This window comes from Streptomyces sp. NPDC001980, assembly GCF_040296885.1.
Classification (GTDB): Bacteria; Actinomycetota; Actinomycetes; order Streptomycetales; family Streptomycetaceae; genus Streptomyces.
This window is the reverse complement of the sequence record NZ_JBEOYD010000048.1, coordinates 33,110-50,474: the sequence shown is the minus strand read 5'-3', so window position 1 is coordinate 50,474 and position 17,365 is coordinate 33,110. Positions and strand designations below refer to the sequence as shown.

14 protein-coding genes and 1 pseudogene are annotated in these 17,365 nt (G+C 70.0%); 3 read left to right on the top strand and 12 right to left on the bottom strand.

Annotated elements, in window-relative coordinates:
* Position 1: 1 nt before the first annotated feature.
* The 10 genes and pseudogenes from ABT137_RS43515 to ABT137_RS43470 all read right to left on the bottom strand — a co-directional run bounded on the left by ABT137_RS43515 (position 2) and on the right by ABT137_RS43470 (position 11,585).
* Complete coding sequence (locus ABT137_RS43515; RefSeq protein WP_351717901.1) at positions 2-838, bottom strand: carbon-nitrogen hydrolase family protein; 837 nt, start codon at positions 836-838, stop codon at positions 2-4.
* Positions 835-1,686, bottom strand: coding sequence for a carbon-nitrogen hydrolase family protein (locus tag ABT137_RS43510; protein WP_351717900.1), 852 nt, complete (start codon positions 1,684-1,686; stop codon positions 835-837). The genes ABT137_RS43515 and ABT137_RS43510 overlap by 4 nt, the downstream gene beginning before the upstream one ends.
* A pseudogene (locus ABT137_RS43505) lies at positions 1,683-2,507 on the bottom strand (MSMEG_0567/sll0787 family protein); the annotation flags it as partial. The gene ABT137_RS43510 and the pseudogene ABT137_RS43505, both read right to left, overlap by 4 nt.
* Before the next feature lie 254 nt (positions 2,508-2,761).
* Positions 2,762-4,156, bottom strand: a complete 1,395-nt coding sequence (locus tag ABT137_RS43500; protein WP_351717898.1) for an MFS transporter — start codon at positions 4,154-4,156, stop codon at positions 2,762-2,764.
* A 570-nt stretch (positions 4,157-4,726) separates the two neighbouring features.
* Entirely contained in the window at positions 4,727-6,058 is a 1,332-nt protein-coding gene (locus tag ABT137_RS43495) for an acyl-CoA dehydrogenase family protein (protein WP_351717897.1), read from the bottom strand.
* Between the two features lie 264 nt (positions 6,059-6,322).
* Positions 6,323-6,838 (bottom strand): nuclear transport factor 2 family protein, encoded by a 516-nt coding sequence (locus tag ABT137_RS43490; protein ID WP_351717896.1) that lies wholly within the window; start codon positions 6,836-6,838, stop codon positions 6,323-6,325.
* A complete protein-coding gene (locus ABT137_RS43485) occupies positions 6,835-8,190 on the bottom strand; it encodes an acyl-CoA dehydrogenase family protein (protein ID WP_351717895.1) in 1,356 nt (451 codons plus the stop codon). Before ABT137_RS43485 ends, ABT137_RS43490 begins: the two co-directional genes overlap by 4 nt.
* A gap of 111 nt (positions 8,191-8,301) precedes the next feature.
* Positions 8,302-9,600 carry an acyl-CoA dehydrogenase family protein gene (locus tag ABT137_RS43480; protein WP_351717894.1) on the bottom strand — a complete coding sequence of 433 codons (1,299 nt, stop codon included), beginning with the start codon at positions 9,598-9,600 and terminating at the stop codon, positions 8,302-8,304.
* Between the two features lie 74 nt (positions 9,601-9,674).
* Positions 9,675-10,250: a flavin reductase family protein gene (locus ABT137_RS43475; protein ID WP_351717892.1), complete on the bottom strand. Its 576-nt coding sequence runs from the start codon at positions 10,248-10,250 to the stop codon at positions 9,675-9,677.
* Positions 10,251-10,286: 36 nt separating this feature from the next.
* Positions 10,287-11,585, bottom strand: coding sequence for an acyl-CoA dehydrogenase family protein (locus ABT137_RS43470; RefSeq protein ID WP_351717890.1), 1,299 nt, complete (start codon positions 11,583-11,585; stop codon positions 10,287-10,289).
* A 131-nt stretch (positions 11,586-11,716) separates the two neighbouring features.
* Here ABT137_RS43470 and ABT137_RS43465 point away from each other — a divergent pair, with 131 nt between their 5' ends.
* Both ABT137_RS43465 and ABT137_RS43460 read left to right on the top strand, forming a co-directional pair.
* Positions 11,717-12,421 (top strand): TetR/AcrR family transcriptional regulator, encoded by a 705-nt coding sequence (locus tag ABT137_RS43465; RefSeq protein WP_351717888.1) that lies wholly within the window; start codon positions 11,717-11,719, stop codon positions 12,419-12,421.
* Positions 12,422-12,785: 364 nt separating this feature from the next.
* On the top strand, positions 12,786-14,093 hold the full coding sequence (locus ABT137_RS43460; RefSeq protein WP_351717886.1) for an MFS transporter: 1,308 nt from the start codon (positions 12,786-12,788) through the stop codon (positions 14,091-14,093).
* 78 nt (positions 14,094-14,171) lie between these two features.
* On the opposite strand, the gene ABT137_RS43455 is transcribed toward ABT137_RS43460, so the two are convergent.
* Positions 14,172-14,789 carry an NADPH-dependent FMN reductase gene (locus ABT137_RS43455; protein ID WP_351717884.1) on the bottom strand — a complete coding sequence of 206 codons (618 nt, stop codon included), beginning with the start codon at positions 14,787-14,789 and terminating at the stop codon, positions 14,172-14,174.
* 63 nt (positions 14,790-14,852) lie between these two features.
* Positions 14,853-15,740 (bottom strand): nuclear transport factor 2 family protein, encoded by an 888-nt coding sequence (locus ABT137_RS43450; protein WP_351717882.1) that lies wholly within the window; start codon positions 15,738-15,740, stop codon positions 14,853-14,855.
* Between the two features lie 142 nt (positions 15,741-15,882).
* Between ABT137_RS43450 and ABT137_RS43445 the strand changes: the two genes are divergently transcribed.
* Positions 15,883-17,346, top strand: coding sequence for a benzaldehyde dehydrogenase (locus tag ABT137_RS43445; protein ID WP_351717880.1), 1,464 nt, complete (start codon positions 15,883-15,885; stop codon positions 17,344-17,346).
* The last annotated feature ends 19 nt before the right edge of the window (positions 17,347-17,365 follow it).

The window sequence follows — 17,365 nt, the reverse complement described above, 5'->3', positions numbered from 1 at the left end:
ATTACGACGGGTTCTCGCGGTAGGCGGCGGGGCGGCGCTCGTCCAGGTGGCGCAGGACGCGGCGGGCGCGGTCGATCTCGGCGGCCACGTCGACCTCGGCGACGGCCAGGCCGGCCTTGGACCAGGTGCGGGCGAGGATGTCGCCGCCGGGGCCGACGACCTTGGCCTGGCCGAGGAAGCGCATGCCGCCCATGGCGCCGGTCTGGTTGGAGGAGGCGAGGACGAGCTGGTTCTCGGCGGCGCGGGCCTGGTCGTAGAGGTCGAAGAGCCTGGCCTGGCGATCCTGTGCCATGCGTGGCGCGCGGTTGGTGATGGAGGTGGGCCAGGCGGACAGGCAGGCGAGGATCTCGGCGCCGTCGAGGGCGAGCGAGCGGGCGGACTCGGGGAAGGTCTTGTCGTAGTCGATGAGCATGCCGAGGCGCCCGACCGGGGTGTCGAAGGCGTCGAAGCGGTCGCCGGGCGCGTAGGCGGCGACCTCGCCGGCCGGGAGGTGGACCTTGCGGTGGCGGCCGAGGACGCCGTCGCCGCTGACACAGACGGCCGAGTTGAAGCGCTCGTCGCCGGCGTCCTCGCAATAGCCGACGCACACCACCAGCTCGGCGGCCAGGCGGGAGACCTGGTGGATCAGTGGGTCGTCGGGCTTGAGGGCCGGGGGCAGGGCCCCGGGGTCGGGATGGCGCAGATCGGCGAGGTAGCCGCCGAGGGCCGCGTCGGGCAGCACGAGCAGTCCGGCGCCGGAGGCGCGCGCGTCGTCGATCAGCTTGGCGATGCGGGCGAGGTCGAACTCCAGGTCGCGGCCGAAGTGGGCGGCCGCGGCCGCGATCCGGATCGTGCTCATGCGGTGACTGCTCCTGCGTACGTATAGGTCTCGGGCCGCCGGTCGCGCAGGTGCCCCATCGACCGGCGGGCGGTCCGAAGTGCCTGGACGACGTCGAGTTCGGCGACGGCGATGCCGGCCGTGACACCCGTGTCGGCGAGGATCTCGCCGCCGGGGTCGACGACCTTGGCGCTGCCGACGAAGCGTAGCGACCCGAAGGTGCCCGCCTGGTTGGCCGACAGCCACACGATCTGGTTCTCCAGAGCGCGGGCCCGGTCGAAGAGGTCGAAGCGGCGCTTCCAGCGGTCCTCTTCGAGGTCGGCGACCGCGTTGGTGCGCGCGCCCGGCCAGGCCGACACGCACACCCCGATCTCCGCGCCGTCCAGGGCCAGTGCCCGCGCAGATTCCGGGAACGCCTTGTCGTAGCAGATCATCATGCCGATCCGGCCGACCGGAGTGTCGAAGGCGTGGAACCGGTCCCCGGAGGCATAGGACGCATCCTCGCTCAGTGGCTGGTGCACCTTGCGGTGGTTGCCGAGGACACCGTCGCCGGTGACGCAGACGACGCTGTTGTAGCGGTGGCCGTCCGCGTCCGCCTCGCAGTAGCCGGCGACGACCGTCATCTCCCCGGCCAGGGCGGCCAGTCGGCGGATCTCGGGGCCGCCGAGGGCGAGGGCGGGCGGGCCCTCGTCGAGTTCCGCGGAGTCGTCGAGGCTGAGCAGGTATCCGCCCAGGCACGCCTCGGGCAGTGCGAGCAGCCGCACGTTCTGCTCCCTGGCTTCCTTGATCAGCCCTTCGGCGACGCGGAAGTCCTCCTCCAGGTCCCGGCCGAACTCGGCGGCGACGGCCGCCATCCGCAGCGTGCTCATGCGGCTCCCATCCCGGTCACCGTCGAGGCGACCGCTTCGGTGATCTCACCGTCGGGCCAGCGCAGCCCGACGCCTTCTCCTGTGGTCAGCTCGCCGCACACGGCGCCCGTGGCCGGTCCCGCGGGCAGGGCCGGGGCGCCCGGCTCGTCGGCGGTGAGCATCGCGTAGCCGGGGAAGCAGGTCAGCCAGTCGCCGACGGTCGCCGCGGTCGGTCGCGGTACGGCGGCCACGTCGAGCACCGCCCGGCAGCCGCTCGCCTCGGCAAGCATGCCGAGGGTGCCGGCGATGCCCGCCATCGACACGTCCTTGGCCGCGGCGGGCCGGGCGGCGGCCACCGCGCCGGTCATGGCACGCAGATCGTCCGTACGGCGGTGGCTCGTCGAGTCCCACTGGCGGCCCCGGTATCCCGTGCGCCAGCCACCGCCGAGGTCGGCGGTGAGCCGCACCTCGTGCCCCGGGCGTCCGCCGCCGCCCGGCACCGGATGCACCGTCCGGCCCAGCGCGGTCACCGAGAGGGCGGCCGGAACGCCGAGCTGGGTGTGCCCGCCGAGGACGGGGACGGCGTACGCCCGCGACGCCCGGCCAAGTCCGGCGAGCACCCGGGCCGCGTGCGCGGCGTCGCGTGCGCCGAGGGCGTCGAGCAGGCCCAGGGGTGAAGCGCCCATCGCCGCGAGGTCGTTGACGTTGACGAGGACGGAGCACCAGCCCGCCCACTCGGGGTCGCGCTCGACCATGGACGGCACGATCGCGTCGCACGCGGCGATCACCTCGGTGCCGGGGACGGGCGCTCCGTCGTCACCGACGAATCCCACACCGCCGAGGACGGCCCGTGACGCGCTGCCCGGGGCCCCGCCGACCGGGTCCGGGGCGGCATCACCGACCGCCGCGGCGCCGTGCCATGGATCTCGGGTAGTACGGGGCGCAGCACGGGTTCGCGTGTCACCCTACGTGACGTGCTGTTCCTGACCGCCCGTTTCCGTCCCTCGGTAGGGTCACAGCGCCCGGACCAGCCCCCTCACGGCTACAGGTCTCACAAAGCGCCGACAGGATCGGCCCGGCATCCTGTTCGCCGCCGTCACGCCGACTCGGTGGTCTGCTCGGGAGCGTTTTCGATCTTCCACTGTGCCGGGAAATTCGGTAGCACCGCCGCCAGGACGACGGCGACCACCGTCAGCGCGGTGAGCGCGAGCACCGGCACCGTGTAGCTCCCGGTCGCGGTCTGCATCGCGCTGACCAGGAACGGCGACATACCGAGCGACAGGGTGGAGATGGCCAGCGTCGATCCCTGCAGCTGCGCGAACGAGGCGAGGCCGAAGTACCGCGCGATGAGGAAGGGTCCCAGCGACGACTCGGCGCCGGTGGCGAAGCCGAGGAGGATCATCGCGACGAACAGCAGCGGCGTCGAGCCGTGATTCGCGAAGGCGATCAGGAGCCCCACCGGCACCGCTGCGAGCATCGGGACCACCACCCGGGGCCGGTCGGTCCTGTCCAGGATCATCCCACCGATGAGAAGTCCGGCGACCGACGCGGCGAACAGCGCGGACAGGGAGAGCGAGACCGTCGTCTCGGTGAATCCGCGCTCGTCGAAGAAGTCGACCGCGTTCTGCCGCACGGTCATCGGGCCGGCTGCTGCCAAGGCGAGGGAGACCGTGATGGAGATCCAGACCCGTGTCCGGACCGCCTCGCGCAGCGGGATACCCGGAAGCTGTGGCAGCCCTGCTTCGGGCCCCGTCACACGCCGCTTCGTCGGCTCCATCGACTCTGTCAGTTCCATCGGCCCCGTCGGCAAAGTCGGCTCCACCGGCACCGTCGGCTCGGAGATGAGGAACACGGTGGTCGGGATCGCCACGATGGCGATCGCCGCAGCCACGAGTAGGTAGGTTCCCTTCCATCCGAGGCCGGCGCTGCCGCTGATCAGCCACTGGAACACGGGTGAGAACACAGCGGCGGCCAGGCTGGAGGCGACGCCGATGAGGGCGAATCCGATGCCCTTGTGCTGCGGCAGCCAGGTCGAGACGACTTTGAAGACGACAGCCAGACCTGACATGAAGCCGAACACAGACGCCAGGATCAGCACGACCGCCAGCACCGGCACGCTGGACCCGCACAGCGGGACGAGGGCCGTCAGCACCGCGTAGAGGACAGCGGAGGGGACCGCGACCCTGCGTGCGCCCAGTCGATCCACCCAACGGCCCGCGAAGGGCAGGACGATCGGCCCGATCAGCAACGGGACGGAGACGAACACGAGAATGCCGGCGGATTTGGCGACGCCCGTGTCCTTGGCGAACGCCGGCACGATGAACGTCGTCATCGCGGAGAGGCCGGAGGGACTGACCAGCATGAGGAGGAGACAGCCGGTCAGCGCCGCCTTGGCGCTCGCTGGTGCCCTCCAGAGGTCGGCGAGGTAGGACTTCCCGCCGGCTTCGGACGAAGACGGAGCGGTGTCGCCCCTCGGCACGGAAGTGGTCATGGGAAAGCCTCCGTTACGGATGCACCGCGGCCCCATTGGCGCGGCGAGCTATTCAGAGGGCGGCTCAATCGGTCATGGGCTGGGGTGGTGACGCTGTGAATTGCTTTGTTCCTGACCAGCTGTGGGAGTTGTTCCGGCCGGTGATGCCTGCGGCGACGAAGCGGCCGCAGAGCGGCGGTCGACGTCGGCACGGCGATCGGGAGGTGCCGGCGGTCATCGTGTTCTTCGGCATCTCTCGGGGTGAAGCCGGTGGCATCTGCTGCTTTGTGTCGGCCCGTTGGGCCCGACCGGGCACCGGCACCGAGCCGGGTGGCGCCGTGCCCGGGTCTGTGGAGCCGGTCCGGTCCCGGTGTGCACGATCGACTGCGAGAACGGGAGGGCTCTGGCAGGGGTGTGACAGATTCCGGGGCGTCTGGAGCGCCGTTGCCGGACTGTCAGGGGCACCGCTGCTCGGCTCACCAGGTGCCGCTGCTCCGGCGTCACTACGGGCGGAAAGGTGTCACTGCGAGCGGAAGGCCGAGTGCTTGCTCGGGATCACCGGTATCGCCGCAGCCTTCGAGTGGAATCGGGTCACGCGGGGTGCGGCACCGGGTCCGGGAACTTGCCGCCGGCCGCCTGCGGGGGCGTCTTCGCGGGAGGGGGCGAACTGAGGGCGGCCAGCATCGGCAGCGGCTCCAACTCGAAGATGTCCCGACCGTTGATCTCGGCCATCGGGTCGATACGGAAAGCGCCGTGGGTGGCCAGCACGTGCACGTCCCGGACGAAGCGCTGGATCGGGTTGGACAAGCCGACGGTCGAGGAACCGAGTGCCAGGTGCAGCCCGTCGATCACCTGGAGACAGGCGTGGATCTGATGGACGAGGTCCATCGTGATCTCCGGTTCGTCCCACGGGTGGAAGTCCTCACCCGCCAGCGCGCGCCGGTCGATCTCGTCCGCCTGCCGCTCGACGACGGCCGCGGCCGTGTTGATGACGGCCCTCGCCTTCCCCGCCACGACCTGCGTCGAGGCCATGTCGGCCATGGTCGGATACGGCAGGTTGAACGGCGGCCGCCTGGCGGCCTGTTCGACGAAGGCCTTCAGAGCGCCCTCGGCCATGCCCAGGGCGAGCGCACCGAACGCCGTCGTGGTGGCGACCATGGTTCCGGTCGCGGAGTGCATGAATCCGAGTCCCTGGTACTTGCCGCGCAGGGCGTCCATGCGCGCGGGCATGTCCATGGTGTGGATGACCCGGTACTCGGGGACGAACACCTCCTCGTCGGCCCGCACACTGTTGCTCGACGTGGCGCTCAGTCCCATGACCTGCCAGTCGTCGACGATCGTGTACTGGTCCTGGGACAGGAGTCCCATCGCGCGACGCCGTTCTCCGGTGTCGGGGTCGTCGTACTCGAAGCCGACCGAGCCCCACTTCGCGATCTTGCAGCTGCTGCCGAACGCCCAGCGGCCCTTCACCATCCACCCTCCCTCGACCTTGCGCCCGTCGCCGACCTTCGGCGCGAAGACGGTGGCGCCGAAAATGAGCGGTCCCTGCCAGGTATCGATGTCGGCGAAGACCTCGTCCTTCACCTGGTCACCGAGAGCGAGCGCGCCCCGGGCCGCGCTGGAGACGATCGCCGTCCACCCGGCCGACGCGTCCACGCGTCCGAGCTCACGCACGACCTCCATGGTGTCGCGTGCACCGAGTGCGAACCCGCCCAGCTCCACCGGGACGGTGATGCGGAACACCCCGATCTCGTGCAGTACCGAGACCGTCTGGGGCGCGAGCGCGCCCAGCAGCTCCCCCTCCCGGGCACGTTCGGCAAGGCCGGGCGCCGCCGCGCGCAGCGCGTCGCGCATGCGGCGTCCCTCCTCGCTGAGATAGGGCGACTCGGGGAACCTGCTCACTTTGGGCAACGTCATGGTCATCTCGTGCTCTTTCTTCATCTTCGGGCATCGCCGACGCGTTCATCACTGCGCACGAGCGGCGGCGGATTGCGATGCGGGGTCGGGAGCGCCCAGGTTCGGCAGCGTCGGTTACGGGTTCAGGGGCGGGTCCGAGATCGGCCAGGTCGACTTCGAACCCGCCGTGCGTCACCGCGCGGTTGTACGTCCGCTGCGCGACGGGGAAGTGGGCGGCGCGGACGGAGCGGGGGCTGGGGCGACGATCTGTGACTGTGCCGGGCTCGCCGCTCAGTTTCCCGGCATGGGCGCGGCCATCTTGCGGAAGGCGCTCCAGTGCTCGGCGAGCTTGCCGTCGCGCACGCGGAACACCGTCACGATGTACCAGTCGTAGGTCTTGTCGGGGCTCTCCGGGTCCGGCGTCGGCTGCTTCATCATGACGCACGCCAGGTCGCCGTCCAGGACCACGTTCACCACCGGCGGCGGCGTGCCGTTGCCGGTCGGAACGTTGCGGAAGTGCTCGATGATGTTGTCCCGGCCGTTGCCGGGCGCGTTCGGGTCGTGCTGGATGTAGTCCTCGACGATGTAACGCTTCATCACGTCGGCAACGTTCTCCTGCACGGAGCCGTCGCGGACCATGCGTGCGAGGTCGGCCTCGAAGTCGACCAGCAGACGCTTGGTGGCGGTCCGCTCGGGTGTGTCGGCCTGCGCGACGGCGGCCTTGTAGTCCTCGCGGTCGAGCCAGGTCTCGTACAGCTTGGGATCGGTGATGTGCGCGATGCCGTCGATGATGCTGAAGTCGTTCATGCGCGGATGGGCTCCTTGTCTCGGGTGGAGTCTGTTGAGGCGCGGCGTTCGGGGACGGCGCCGCCGATCATGGCGAAGGGGGGCAGGCCCAGGAGCCGGCGCCCGTTCTGCTCCGCGAGCGGGTCGATGCGGATCGCGCCGTGCGAGGTGAGTACGCGGACGTCTCGGACGAACCGCTGGATCGGGTTCGACAGGCTCACGGTGGACGAGCCGATCGTCTTCTGCAGCAGGTTGATCGCGTCCTCGCACAGGTTCGCCGCGTACGCGATGGAGAGGCTGATCTCGGACTCCTCCGGCGGGGTGAAGTCGAGGCCCTGTGCCGTCCGCGCGTCGATCTGGTCGGCGGTGCCTTCGATCGTCGCGGCGGCGAGGTTGATCATCGCGAGCGCCTTGCCCGCCGCGACCTGGGCCGACGCCATGTCGCCGATCGTGGGATACGGAAGGGTGAAGGGCTTGCGCTTGGCCGCCTGCTCGGCGAAGCAGTCGAGCGCTCCCCGCGCCATCCCCAGGGCGATCGCGATGTTCGCGAGGGACGCACAGAGCAGCAGCGCCATACCGCGCTGTGCGAAGCCGGCACCCGTGTAGCGGTCGCGCACCTGCTGCAGCCGCAGCGGGAAGTCGGCGAGGTCGATGAAGCGGTGGGCCGGGACGAACACCTCGTCCTGCACGCGCAGGCTGTTGCTGGCCGACCCCGACAGACCCATGACGTTCCAGTCGTCGAGGATCTCGTACTGCTCCCGGCGGAGCGCGACCATGCCGCGGCCGCCACCCCCTCCGGCCTCGGCGGGGTCGTACTCGATGCCGACCAGCGCCCAGCTCGCGTGCTTGCAGCAGCTGCCGAAGGCCCACTTGCCCTGTACCAGCCAGCCGCCGTCGACGGCTCGGGCAGTGCCGACCTTCGTGGCGAAGACGGAGGCACCGACGATGGCCGGCCCGACCCAGTCCTCGGTCTCGGCGCGCACCTCGTCGACCACCTGTGCGTCCATCGCGAGGAGGTTCTTCAGGCCCACGCCCACGAACCCGGCCCAGCCGGCGGAGCCGTCGCCCTCGCTGAGCGTGCTGATCACCTCGACCAGGTCCCGCGCGCCGAGCCCGTACCCGCCCCACTCGACGGGCATGGACATACGGAAGACCCCCGCCTCGTTGATCGCTTCGAGCACCTCGGGAGTGAGCGCCGCGATCTTCTCTCCCTCGCGGGCCTGAGAGCGGATGAGCGGGATCAGCTCGCGCACCCGGTCGCGGATCCGACGGCCCTCGTCGCTGATCCACGGGGAGACCACGGGTGCGGCGGGTACCGGTGGCACCGGCGAGAGCGGGGCGTCGGGTGAGAGCGGCGGAGGTGTTGAAGTCATCGAAGCACCATGGTTTCCATCATTATGCACTGCACAGTTCAGTACATATCGCAGATATGAAGAGGAACAGGTCGGGAAGGTGAAGCACCTGGTCGCCCAGCGGCGCCGTCCTCAACTCAGCGGAGGACGGGGGGCGTTGACGCCGCGCCGCGGCACTGCGGCGCCGACCATGGGGAAGGGCTCGAGTCCGAGGAGGCGTCGGCCGTTCTGCTCGGCGAGCGGATCGACGCGGATCGCGCCGTGCGAGGTGACCACGCGTGCGTCACGGACGAAGCGCTGGATGGGATTGGACAGCGAGACGGTCGACGAACCGAGCGTCTTCTGCAGCAGATTGATGGCGTCCTCGCACAGGTTCGCCGCGTACGCGAGCGCGAGGCTGATCTCCGACTCCTCGTCGTCGCCGAATTCGAGACCGGCCTCGGTGCGTGCGTCCACCTGGTCCGCGAAGCGTTCGATCGTCGAGGCGGCCAGGACGATCATCGCCTGGGCACGCCCGGTGGCCACCTGGGCCGAGGCCATGTCGGCGACGCTCGGGTAGGGCAGGGTGAACGGCTTGCGCTTGGCCGCCTGTTCGGCGAAACAGGACAGCGCGCCACGTGCCATGCCCAGCGTGATCGCGGTGCTGCTGAGCGCCACGGTCATCAACAGCGCGCGGCCGCTCTGCCGGAAGGCGGCGCCGCTGTAATGGTGTCGGATCCGGTCGAGCCTCGGCGGAAACTCGGCCAGGTCGAGGAAGCGGTGGTCGGGGACGAAGATGTCCTCGGTGACCCGCAGGCTGTTGCTGGACGTTCCGGAGAGCCCCATGACGTGCCAGTCGTCGAGGATCTCGAACTGCTCCCGCTCCAGCACCACGACACCGCGACCGGTGCCGCCGGCTTCCGCGGGGTCGAAGGCGACTCCCACCAGCGCCCAGCGGGCGTGCTTGCAGCCGCTGCCGAAGGCCCAGCGACCGTTGACCATCCAGCCGCCGTCGACCTTGCGGGCGTTCCCGACCGTGGTCGCGAACACGGAGGCGCCGACGAGAGCCGGACCCACCCAGCCCTCGATGTCCTTGCGGATCTCCTCGACCACCCGCGGCTCCAGGGCGAGGAAGTTGCGCAGCCCGACGCCGACGAAGGCACTCCAGGCCGCCGACCCGTCAGCCTCACCCAGGGCTGCGACGACTTCGACGATGTCGCGGGCGCCCAGCGCACTGCCACCCCACTCGACCGGCATCGTCATGCGGTAGACACCCGCCTCGTCCAGTGCCTGAAGCACGTCGGGAGTCAACGCCTCGATCCGCTCCCCCTCGCGCGCCCGCGACCGGATGAGAGGAACGAGGTCCCGGATCCGATCGCGCAGCTCACGTCCGGCGTCGGTCAGCCAAGGCGATTCCACGGTCCTGACCTCCAGGGCGATGTGCTCGGACATCGGCTCTCCTCATTGAGATTGAGCGAAAACAACGAACTGATCCGTATGGGTGGGCTAGTTGGTGGCAGCCCCTCTCAGGCGGGGACAGCCGACCTGTCTCCGTCGTCGAGCCGCCGGAAGCGGCTTCCGTGGAAGACCAGGGGCTCGGCCGACGGCAGCGTCCACAGGCGGTCTATCTCCAGCAGGGCGATGGTGTGGTCACCCGCCGGGAGTTCGGCGCGGAGCGTGCAGGTGTACCAGGTGACCGCCCCGGGAAGGACCACCGCTCCTTCCCCGGTCGTTTCCCAGTGCACGTCCGCGAACCGGTTCTCCTCCGCACCTGCGAGCGCGCGGCACACCGCTCCCTGCTGCTCTCCCAGGACGCTCAGGCCCAGCCGTGGCAGCTGCCTGAGCTTCGGCCAGGTGCGGGACGAGGTCTGAAGGCACACCGAGACGAGGGGCGGAGCCAGCGATACGGAGGTGAAGGAGCTCACCGCCATCCCGAGGGGGCGATCGTCCACCGTTCCGCACACCGCGATCACCCCGCTCGGGAAACGGCCGAACGCTTCCCGCAGAGCCTGCGCATCCATCGGTGCCACCGGTGTGGGCTGCGGCTCCAGGCCGGAGCCGGGATTCATGAGCCCCTGGGCCCCGTGCTCATCGATCGACATGGTCCTCACCTTCTTTCTTCCTGCAAGGCGGTCGGCTCAGCCCACCTGGGGCACGCCGCCGGCGAACATGGGAAACGGTTCGAGTCCGAGGAGCTGGCGGCCGCTGAGCTCGGCCAACGGGTCGAAGCGGATCGCGCCATGGGTGGCCAGCACGCGCACGTCCCGCGCGAAGCGCTGGATCGGGTTCTTGAGGCTCACCGTGGAGGAACCGAGGGCGAGTTGGAGCTTGTCGATGGCGTCGGCGCACAGCCGCACCGCGTAGACGAGGTCCATCGTGATCTCGGACTCCTCGGCGCCCGTGAAGTCGATCCCGGCCAGGGCGCGCCGGTCCACCTCGTCGGCATGGCCGAGGATGGTCGCCTCCGCGGCGTTGATCATCGCGCGGGCGGTACCGGCGGCCACCTGGGTCGACGGCATGTCCGCCACGGTGGGGTAGGGCAGGTTGAACGGCTTGCGGGCCCTCGCCTGCTCCACGAAGCAGTCCAGGGTGCCGCGGGCCATGCCGAGTGCTACGGCCACGTTGCTGAGACAGGTGATCAGCATGAGCGCGCGCGTGTCGTTGCGGAACCCGATGCCGTCGTAGCGCTCCCGCACGCTGTCCATGACCGCGGGGAAGTCGGCCAGGTCGACGAAGCGGTGGTCGGGGACGAACGCCTCCTCCTCGGCGGTGATGCTGTTGCTGGAGGTGGCCTTCAGGCCCATGACCTTCCAGTCGTCCAGGATCGTGTACTGCTCGCGGCTCAGCAGTGCCATCGCCCGGCCCGGCCGGCCTTCCGAGTTCTCGTAGGTCACGCCCACGGCCGCCCAGGCCGCGTGCTTGCAGCCGCTGCCGAACGCCCACTTCCCGGAGACCAGCCACCCGCCGTCGGCCCTGCGGGCCGATCCCACGCTGGTGGAGAACACGGAGGCACCGACGACCAGAGGACCGATCCAGGTGTCGATCTCCTTGAAGACCTCGTCGACGGTCTGCTGGGGGAAGCCGAGGACATTGCGGATGCCGCCGGCCACGAAGACCGTCCACGCGGCGGATCCGTCGCCTTCGCCGAGCGCCGTGATGATCTCCACGGTGTCTCGCGCCCCGAGGGCGTAGCCCCCCAGTTCGACGGGCAGGGCGGTCTTGAAGACACCCGCCTCGTGTATCGCCCTCAGCGTCTCGGGGGGCAGGGCGCCGAGCTCTTCTCCTTCCTGTGCTTCCTCCCGCAGCAGGGAGATGAGGGCGCGCACCTCGTCCCGGATCTGCCGACCGCGGTCGCTGAGGTGCGGAGAGGGGCGCCGATCGGCCGCCGTGGTAACCGACTCGGCACCGGAAGGGGTCGGAGAGGGTGGCTTGCTCATGAGGCTCCTTAACCGTTGAACTGCACTGCACCGTTCAGTTCAGTTGAACCGTACGGTAGGGTTCAGCGAAAGGTCAAGCGATGAGATGTGTACCGGCCCCCACCAGGGCCGGGGACTCGACGAGGAGCGAGATGGCAGAACAGGAGCGTCCCCAGCGCGCGGGCGCGAGTGGACGGCGGAGCAAGCGGGAATCCATTCTCGACGCGGCCGTCGAGCTGTTCCTCGAACTCGGCTTCGATCAAACCTCGATGGATGCCGTGGCGGCACAGGCCGGCGTCTCGAAGACGACCGTCTACGCCCACTTCGGCGACAAGTTGGAGCTGTTCCGTGCGGTGATCGCCCGCGGAGGAGCCTCCCTCGACTTCGATCTGGATCAGACGATGCTCGCCTCCGTCGACGATCCCCAGGAGAGGCTGGCGCGCATCGTTCTGAAGCTCCTCCAGGCCACGACCGCCCCGAACTACCTGGCCTTCATTCGCGTCCTGACCGTCGAGGCGGCCCGCCGCCCCGAGTTGACCGAGGTGATTCGGTCCCTCGGAGTACCCCATGTCGTCGATCTGGTGACCGTGGCGCTCCGCGAGGATGCGCGACAGCGCGGCTACGCCCTTCCCGACGCGGAGGCCTACGCCGGACTGTTCGTGCGCATGACGGCGGCCGGACCGCAGATGGACGCGCTGCTGGATCCGGAGGCCGACCGCGATCCGGCCCACTTCGAGGCGTACGCCCGATGGACGACGGCCATCTTCCTGCAGGGCCTGCGCGCCGGCGACCTGCCGGATGCCCCCGATTCCGCGATCGGTCAGGTCTTCCCGTGGCTGTCGCGGGCGAACTCCTGACACGCACCTGGGCGCGGGAGTGGGACCTTCCGCGCCACGGCGTTTTCGAGCACTCCTGCGGGATGCTCGGACACCTCACGCTCTGACCTCCGCGCTCTGCATGCGGGGCGGCGATGGCGATTCGGCCGTGCAGGCCTCTTGACCGATTGATTGCACTGGACCGTACAGTTCATCAATCGGGTGCCGCTCGGCGCCCGGCGCCCTCAGCGAGCCAACTGGCAGCACGAGACCGCCCCGCCCGCTCAGCCGGCGGCCGCGTCTCCTTGCGCGAGGAAGGACGACGATGTCCCCGCCCCAGTCCCACCCGGAATTCGCTCCACCCGGCCAGCCGGGTGTCCCTGCCCCCGCCTCCCTGCGGGAGTCCTTGTCCGCATTGCGCGGCTATCCCACGCCGGCCTGGAAAGCAGCGATCGCCTGTGTGCTCGCCATGGTCCTGAGTCCCCCGGCTCTCGTCACCGTTGTCACCTTCCTCGTCGACCCGGTCGCCAAGGACTTCGGCTGGTCCCACTCGGAGACGCTGAGCATCTTCAACATCCCCACCGTGGCCGCCCCCTTCGTGCTGCCCCTGGCCGGCCGCCTGGTCGACCGCTGGGGTGCCCGGGCGGTCGCCGTTCCGGGCACCGCCCTCTACGCGCTCTCAACGGCCGCGGTGGCGCTCGTGGGCGCGAACGGTGTCGTGCTGGCGGCAGTCCTGCTGGTGAGCACGGCTCTGGGATACACCTCCATACTCGGCGTGGTCTACAAAGTCGTCTCGGAGTGGTTCCCGCACCACCGCGGGCTGGGCTACTCCCTGCTCATCGGGGCGACCTCCAGCCTCGCCGGTGCCGCCCTCTCGCCCCTGAGTCAGCTGTCCATCGACCACTTCGGCTGGAGGACGACCTACCTGCTGACAGGCGGGTGCATCCTGCTGATCGTCTTCCCTGCCCAGTACTTCCTCATGTACGAGCCCGCGCCGGCGTCGCCCACCCTGGGGAACGCCGTTCCGCCGAAGGCAAAGGGCCGGCCGGCGCACAAGGAGCTGCCCGGCCTCCCCCTTGGCCGGGCACTGAAGACCCGGGCCTGGTGGTACACGGTGCTGGTGCTGACCGTGGCGGCAGGTGTGGCGATGAGCGTGCGTCTGAACGCCGTGTCACTCTTCGGCGAGCACGGCTATTCCGCCACCGAGGTGTCCCTGTCGGTGTCGGTCATGCTGGTGGCGTCCGTCGCCGGACAGATCGTCGCGGGCATGGTCCTCGACCGGTCGCGCACACCTCGTGCCTTCGTGCCGTTCACGGTGTGCCTGGTGATCGGCATGGTCATGGTCTTCGCCGCCACCGGAGGCATGTGGGCCCTGTTCGTCACCATGGGACTGCTCGGTGTCGTGACCGGCGCGGAGTCCACCACCGGGCCGTACCTCGTGGGGTGCTACTTCGGCATGCGGGCCTTCGCCCAGATCCAGGGCATCACGCTGGGCATCGTCAGCCTCGTCGGCATCGGAGTCTTCCCGGTGCTGGCACAGGGAGCCGCGGAGAGCACAGGTGGATACACCGCGACGCTCATCGCCCTCACCGCCGGAAGCGTGCTCGTCCTTGGCCTGTCGCTCTTCCTGCCGCGCTATCCGAGCCCCGCCCCGAACCCGGACGCCGACGAGCCGGAACCCAGCCTCGCCGACGGCCGCATGAGCAACTGGTGACAGCCGGCTGCACAAAAGATTCCGGGAGGGCACGCGCCGCGCGTGCCCTCCCGGCCGTTGACAGGGGCCCAGCCGTCGCTAGCCCCGCAGCACGGGTGCTCCCGGCGCCGGCGGCCCGGCGGGCGCGGGAGGCGGGTTCAGGCGCAGGGGCCGCAAGGCCTCGGTCCAGCGCAGCAGTTCGTCGAGCATCATCGTGGCTGCGGCCTCCAGCGGCTCGTCGGCCCGGAAACCGCCCTCCCCCATGAACTTGAAGACGAACGGTATGGCCACGGCCTCGGGAATCGGCATCATCTTGAGAGCCGTCGCGACCTCCTTGAACACCTGCACGGAGCGCAGGCCGGCCGCGACGCCGCCGTAGCTGACGAATCCGACGGGCTTGTACAGCCACTCCCGGTACAGGAAGGAAAGAGCGTTGAGCAGCGCGGCAGGCGGACCGGAGTTGTATTCGGGCGTGACGAAGACGAAGGCGTCGGCCTCGTCCACCGTTGCGCTCCACCTGAGCGTGTGCTCGTGGGTGTACTGACCCGCACGCGGATGACCGGGCTCGTCCAGCAGGGGGAGGCCGAACTCGGCGAGGTCGACGAGTTCGACGTCGAAGCCACCGTGCTCCTTCGCGGCCTGGGCCGCCCACTGGCCGATGGGCAGTCCCAGTCGGCCGGGACGGGTGCTTCCGATGACGACGTGCAATTTCGGCATGGGTGAGCCTTTCTGAGCATGCGTGGGTTCGAGTACGAACAGGAAGAGGGAGCCGACGACCGATCAAGTGCGGGCAGCGGGCGGTGGGCCGGGGGGCTTGGGCGGGGCGGTCCTGGTGATGCCGCTCCAGTGCTCCACGAGCCGTTTCCCGCGCACGCGGTAGGCGTCGTAGACGTAGTACGGGTAGAGCGCGCCGCTTCCGTCGGGTTCGGCCTGCGGGAGCAGTCCGGCGACCACGACGATGTCGCCCTCGGCGACGATCAACGCGGGCGGGATGAGGGGCTCGGCGGGCGGGGGCACGGGGCCGTCCGGGAATCGGCTGCGCACGAACTCCTCCAGCCCCGCTCTGCCCGGTGGGTAGTGGGAGACGTGCTGGAGGTAGTCCTCGGCGACGAAGTGCTTGACCGCATCCGGGTTCTGCGCGTCGAACACGCAGCGGTAGAAGTCCACCACCAGGCGTTTGTTCGCCTCGATGTCGATCGAGGGGGATGACGAGACGGTGGTCGTTCGCGTCGGCGTGCCCGGTGCGGGAGGCCGCGGTGGGGCGATCTTGTTGAGGGAAGGCCACCGCTCGGCGATCCGTCCGTCGCGGATCCGGTAGGTGGTGAACGCGTAGTGGTCGAAGGTGGAGCCGGGGGCGTCCGGGTCCGGTTGCGGCATGTAGTGGCAGACACAGACCAGGTCGTTCTCCCCGACGACGAACACCGGGTCCCGCGCCCCGGAGGCATCGGCGGCCGTGCCCTGGTCCGCCGTCGGTCCGCGGCCGAACTCGCGGCGCAGGAGATCGGCGAACGCCTCCGCGCCGTCGGGGACGTCGGCACCGTGCTGGACCAGGTCCGGGGCAACGTAGTCGGCGACCGCGTCGGCGTTTCTCGAGCCGAAGACATCGGCGAGAAACCGGTCGACCAGAACCTTGTTGACGCGCGGCTCTTGCTCGGTTGATGTAGCCATGCGCCTAACTAAACTGTACCGTACAGTGCACGTCAACATGACGCTTGACATCTCCCCAACCCAAAGGGAGTGTCCTAGATAGTGAATCGCATGTTCGGAATTACGGGACACTGACAGCTTGTCCTGCAGAGAAGGGGACACCATGACTTTTCTGGACGCCAGCGACTGGCAGGAGCGGATCTTCTCCGGAGAATGGATCGAGGCGGCGGGAGAGACGTACGACTCCACCGAGCCGGCCACCGGCAAGACGTTGGGCCGAATCGGCTCCGCCACCCCCGCCGACCTGGAGCGGGCCGTAGAGCGTGCGGCGCAGGCTCAGCGCGACTGGGCGGCGCGCCCGTACGTCGAGCGGGCCCAGGTCCTGCGGCGGGCGGCGCGTCTGTTCGAGGAGCACCAGGCCGAGATCGCGGAGTGGATCGTGCGGGAGTCCGGTGCCCTGCGCCCGTTCGCCGACTTCCAGACCTCGAACGGGGCCGCCGAGGAGTGCTACGAGGCCGCGGCGCTGGCGGCGGCTCCGTACGGAGAGGTCCTGCGGTCCATCGAGGACCGGCTGTCGTTCGCGCGGCGGCGCCCGGTCGGCGTGGTCGGGGTGATCTCCCCGTTCAACGCGCCGATGGTGCTGGCCATGCGCGCCGTCGCCCCCGCCCTGGCGCTGGGCAACGCCGTCGTGCTCAAGCCCGACCCGCGCACGGCCATATGCGGCGGTGTCACCATCGCCCGCGTCTTCGAGGAGGCGGGCCTGCCCGCGGGCGTGCTGCACATGCTGCCCGGCGGCGCCGACGTCGGCGCCGCACTGGTGGACCACCCGCGCGTGCCCGTCCTCGCGTTCACCGGCTCCACCCGCGCCGGGAAGGCGATCGCCACCGCGGCGGCACAGCGGTTGAAGCGCGTCCACCTGGAGCTCGGCGGCAACTCGGCGCTGATCGTCCTCGCCGACGCGGATCTGGAGAAGGCCGTCTCCGCCGGCGCGTTCGGCTCCTTCCACCACGCCGGACAGATCTGCATGGCCTCCAGCCGCCACCTGGTGCACGCCTCGGTCGCCGAGGAGTACACCGAGCTGCTGGCCCGGCACGCCAACGCCGCCCCGGTCGGCGACCCGGCCACCGAGCAGGTCGCGCTGGGCCCGATGATCGACGAACGGCAGCTCCAGGCCGCCCACTCCATCGTCACCGACAGCGTGGCGAGCGGTGCGCGACTGGCGGCCGGCGGCACCTACGAGGGCCTGTTCTACCGGCCGACGGTGCTGGCCGACGTCCCGCTCGACGCCCGCGCCTACGCGGAGGAGATCTTCGGTCCGGTCGCCCCGGTCGTGTCCTTCCAGGACCTCGAGGAGGCCGTCCGGCTGGCCACCGACACCGAGTACGGACTGTCGCTGGGCATCATGACCCGGGACGTGGCCAAGGGCCTGGCCCTGGCCGACCGCATCCCCACCGGCCTGGTCCACATCAACGACCAGACGGTGAACGACGAGGCGACCATCCCGTTCGGCGGCGTCGGCGAGTCCGGCAACGGTTCGCGCCACGGAGGGACCGTCGCCAACCTCGAGGCCTTCACCGAACAGCAGTGGGTCACCGTCCGCGGCGAGATCCCCGACTACCCCTTCTGACCCCGCTCTGGTCTGCCAC

What these genes read in the sequence shown, in the direction of transcription:
- ABT137_RS43470 (WP_351717890.1), bottom strand. Translation starts at nt 11,585, where the DNA reads ATGAGCAAGCCACCCTCTCCGACCCCTTCCGGTGCCGAGTCGGTTACC.
- ABT137_RS43450 (WP_351717882.1), bottom strand. Translation starts at nt 15,740, where the DNA reads ATGGCTACATCAACCGAGCAAGAGCCGCGCGTCAACAAGGTTCTGGTC.
- ABT137_RS43490 (WP_351717896.1), bottom strand. Translation starts at nt 6,838, where the DNA reads ATGAACGACTTCAGCATCATCGACGGCATCGCGCACATCACCGATCCC.
- ABT137_RS43510 (WP_351717900.1), bottom strand. Translation starts at nt 1,686, where the DNA reads ATGAGCACGCTGCGGATGGCGGCCGTCGCCGCCGAGTTCGGCCGGGAC.
- ABT137_RS43485 (WP_351717895.1), bottom strand. Translation starts at nt 8,190, where the DNA reads ATGACTTCAACACCTCCGCCGCTCTCACCCGACGCCCCGCTCTCGCCG.
- ABT137_RS43515 (WP_351717901.1), bottom strand. Translation starts at nt 838, where the DNA reads ATGAGCACGATCCGGATCGCGGCCGCGGCCGCCCACTTCGGCCGCGAC.
- ABT137_RS43455 (WP_351717884.1), bottom strand. Translation starts at nt 14,789, where the DNA reads ATGCCGAAATTGCACGTCGTCATCGGAAGCACCCGTCCCGGCCGACTG.
- ABT137_RS43465 (WP_351717888.1), top strand. Translation starts at nt 11,717, where the DNA reads ATGGCAGAACAGGAGCGTCCCCAGCGCGCGGGCGCGAGTGGACGGCGG.
- ABT137_RS43480 (WP_351717894.1), bottom strand. Translation starts at nt 9,600, where the DNA reads ATGTCCGAGCACATCGCCCTGGAGGTCAGGACCGTGGAATCGCCTTGG.
- ABT137_RS43445 (WP_351717880.1), top strand. Translation starts at nt 15,883, where the DNA reads ATGACTTTTCTGGACGCCAGCGACTGGCAGGAGCGGATCTTCTCCGGA.
- ABT137_RS43475 (WP_351717892.1), bottom strand. Translation starts at nt 10,250, where the DNA reads ATGTCGATCGATGAGCACGGGGCCCAGGGGCTCATGAATCCCGGCTCC.
- ABT137_RS43495 (WP_351717897.1), bottom strand. Translation starts at nt 6,058, where the DNA reads ATGACCATGACGTTGCCCAAAGTGAGCAGGTTCCCCGAGTCGCCCTAT.
- ABT137_RS43500 (WP_351717898.1), bottom strand. Translation starts at nt 4,156, where the DNA reads ATGACCACTTCCGTGCCGAGGGGCGACACCGCTCCGTCTTCGTCCGAA.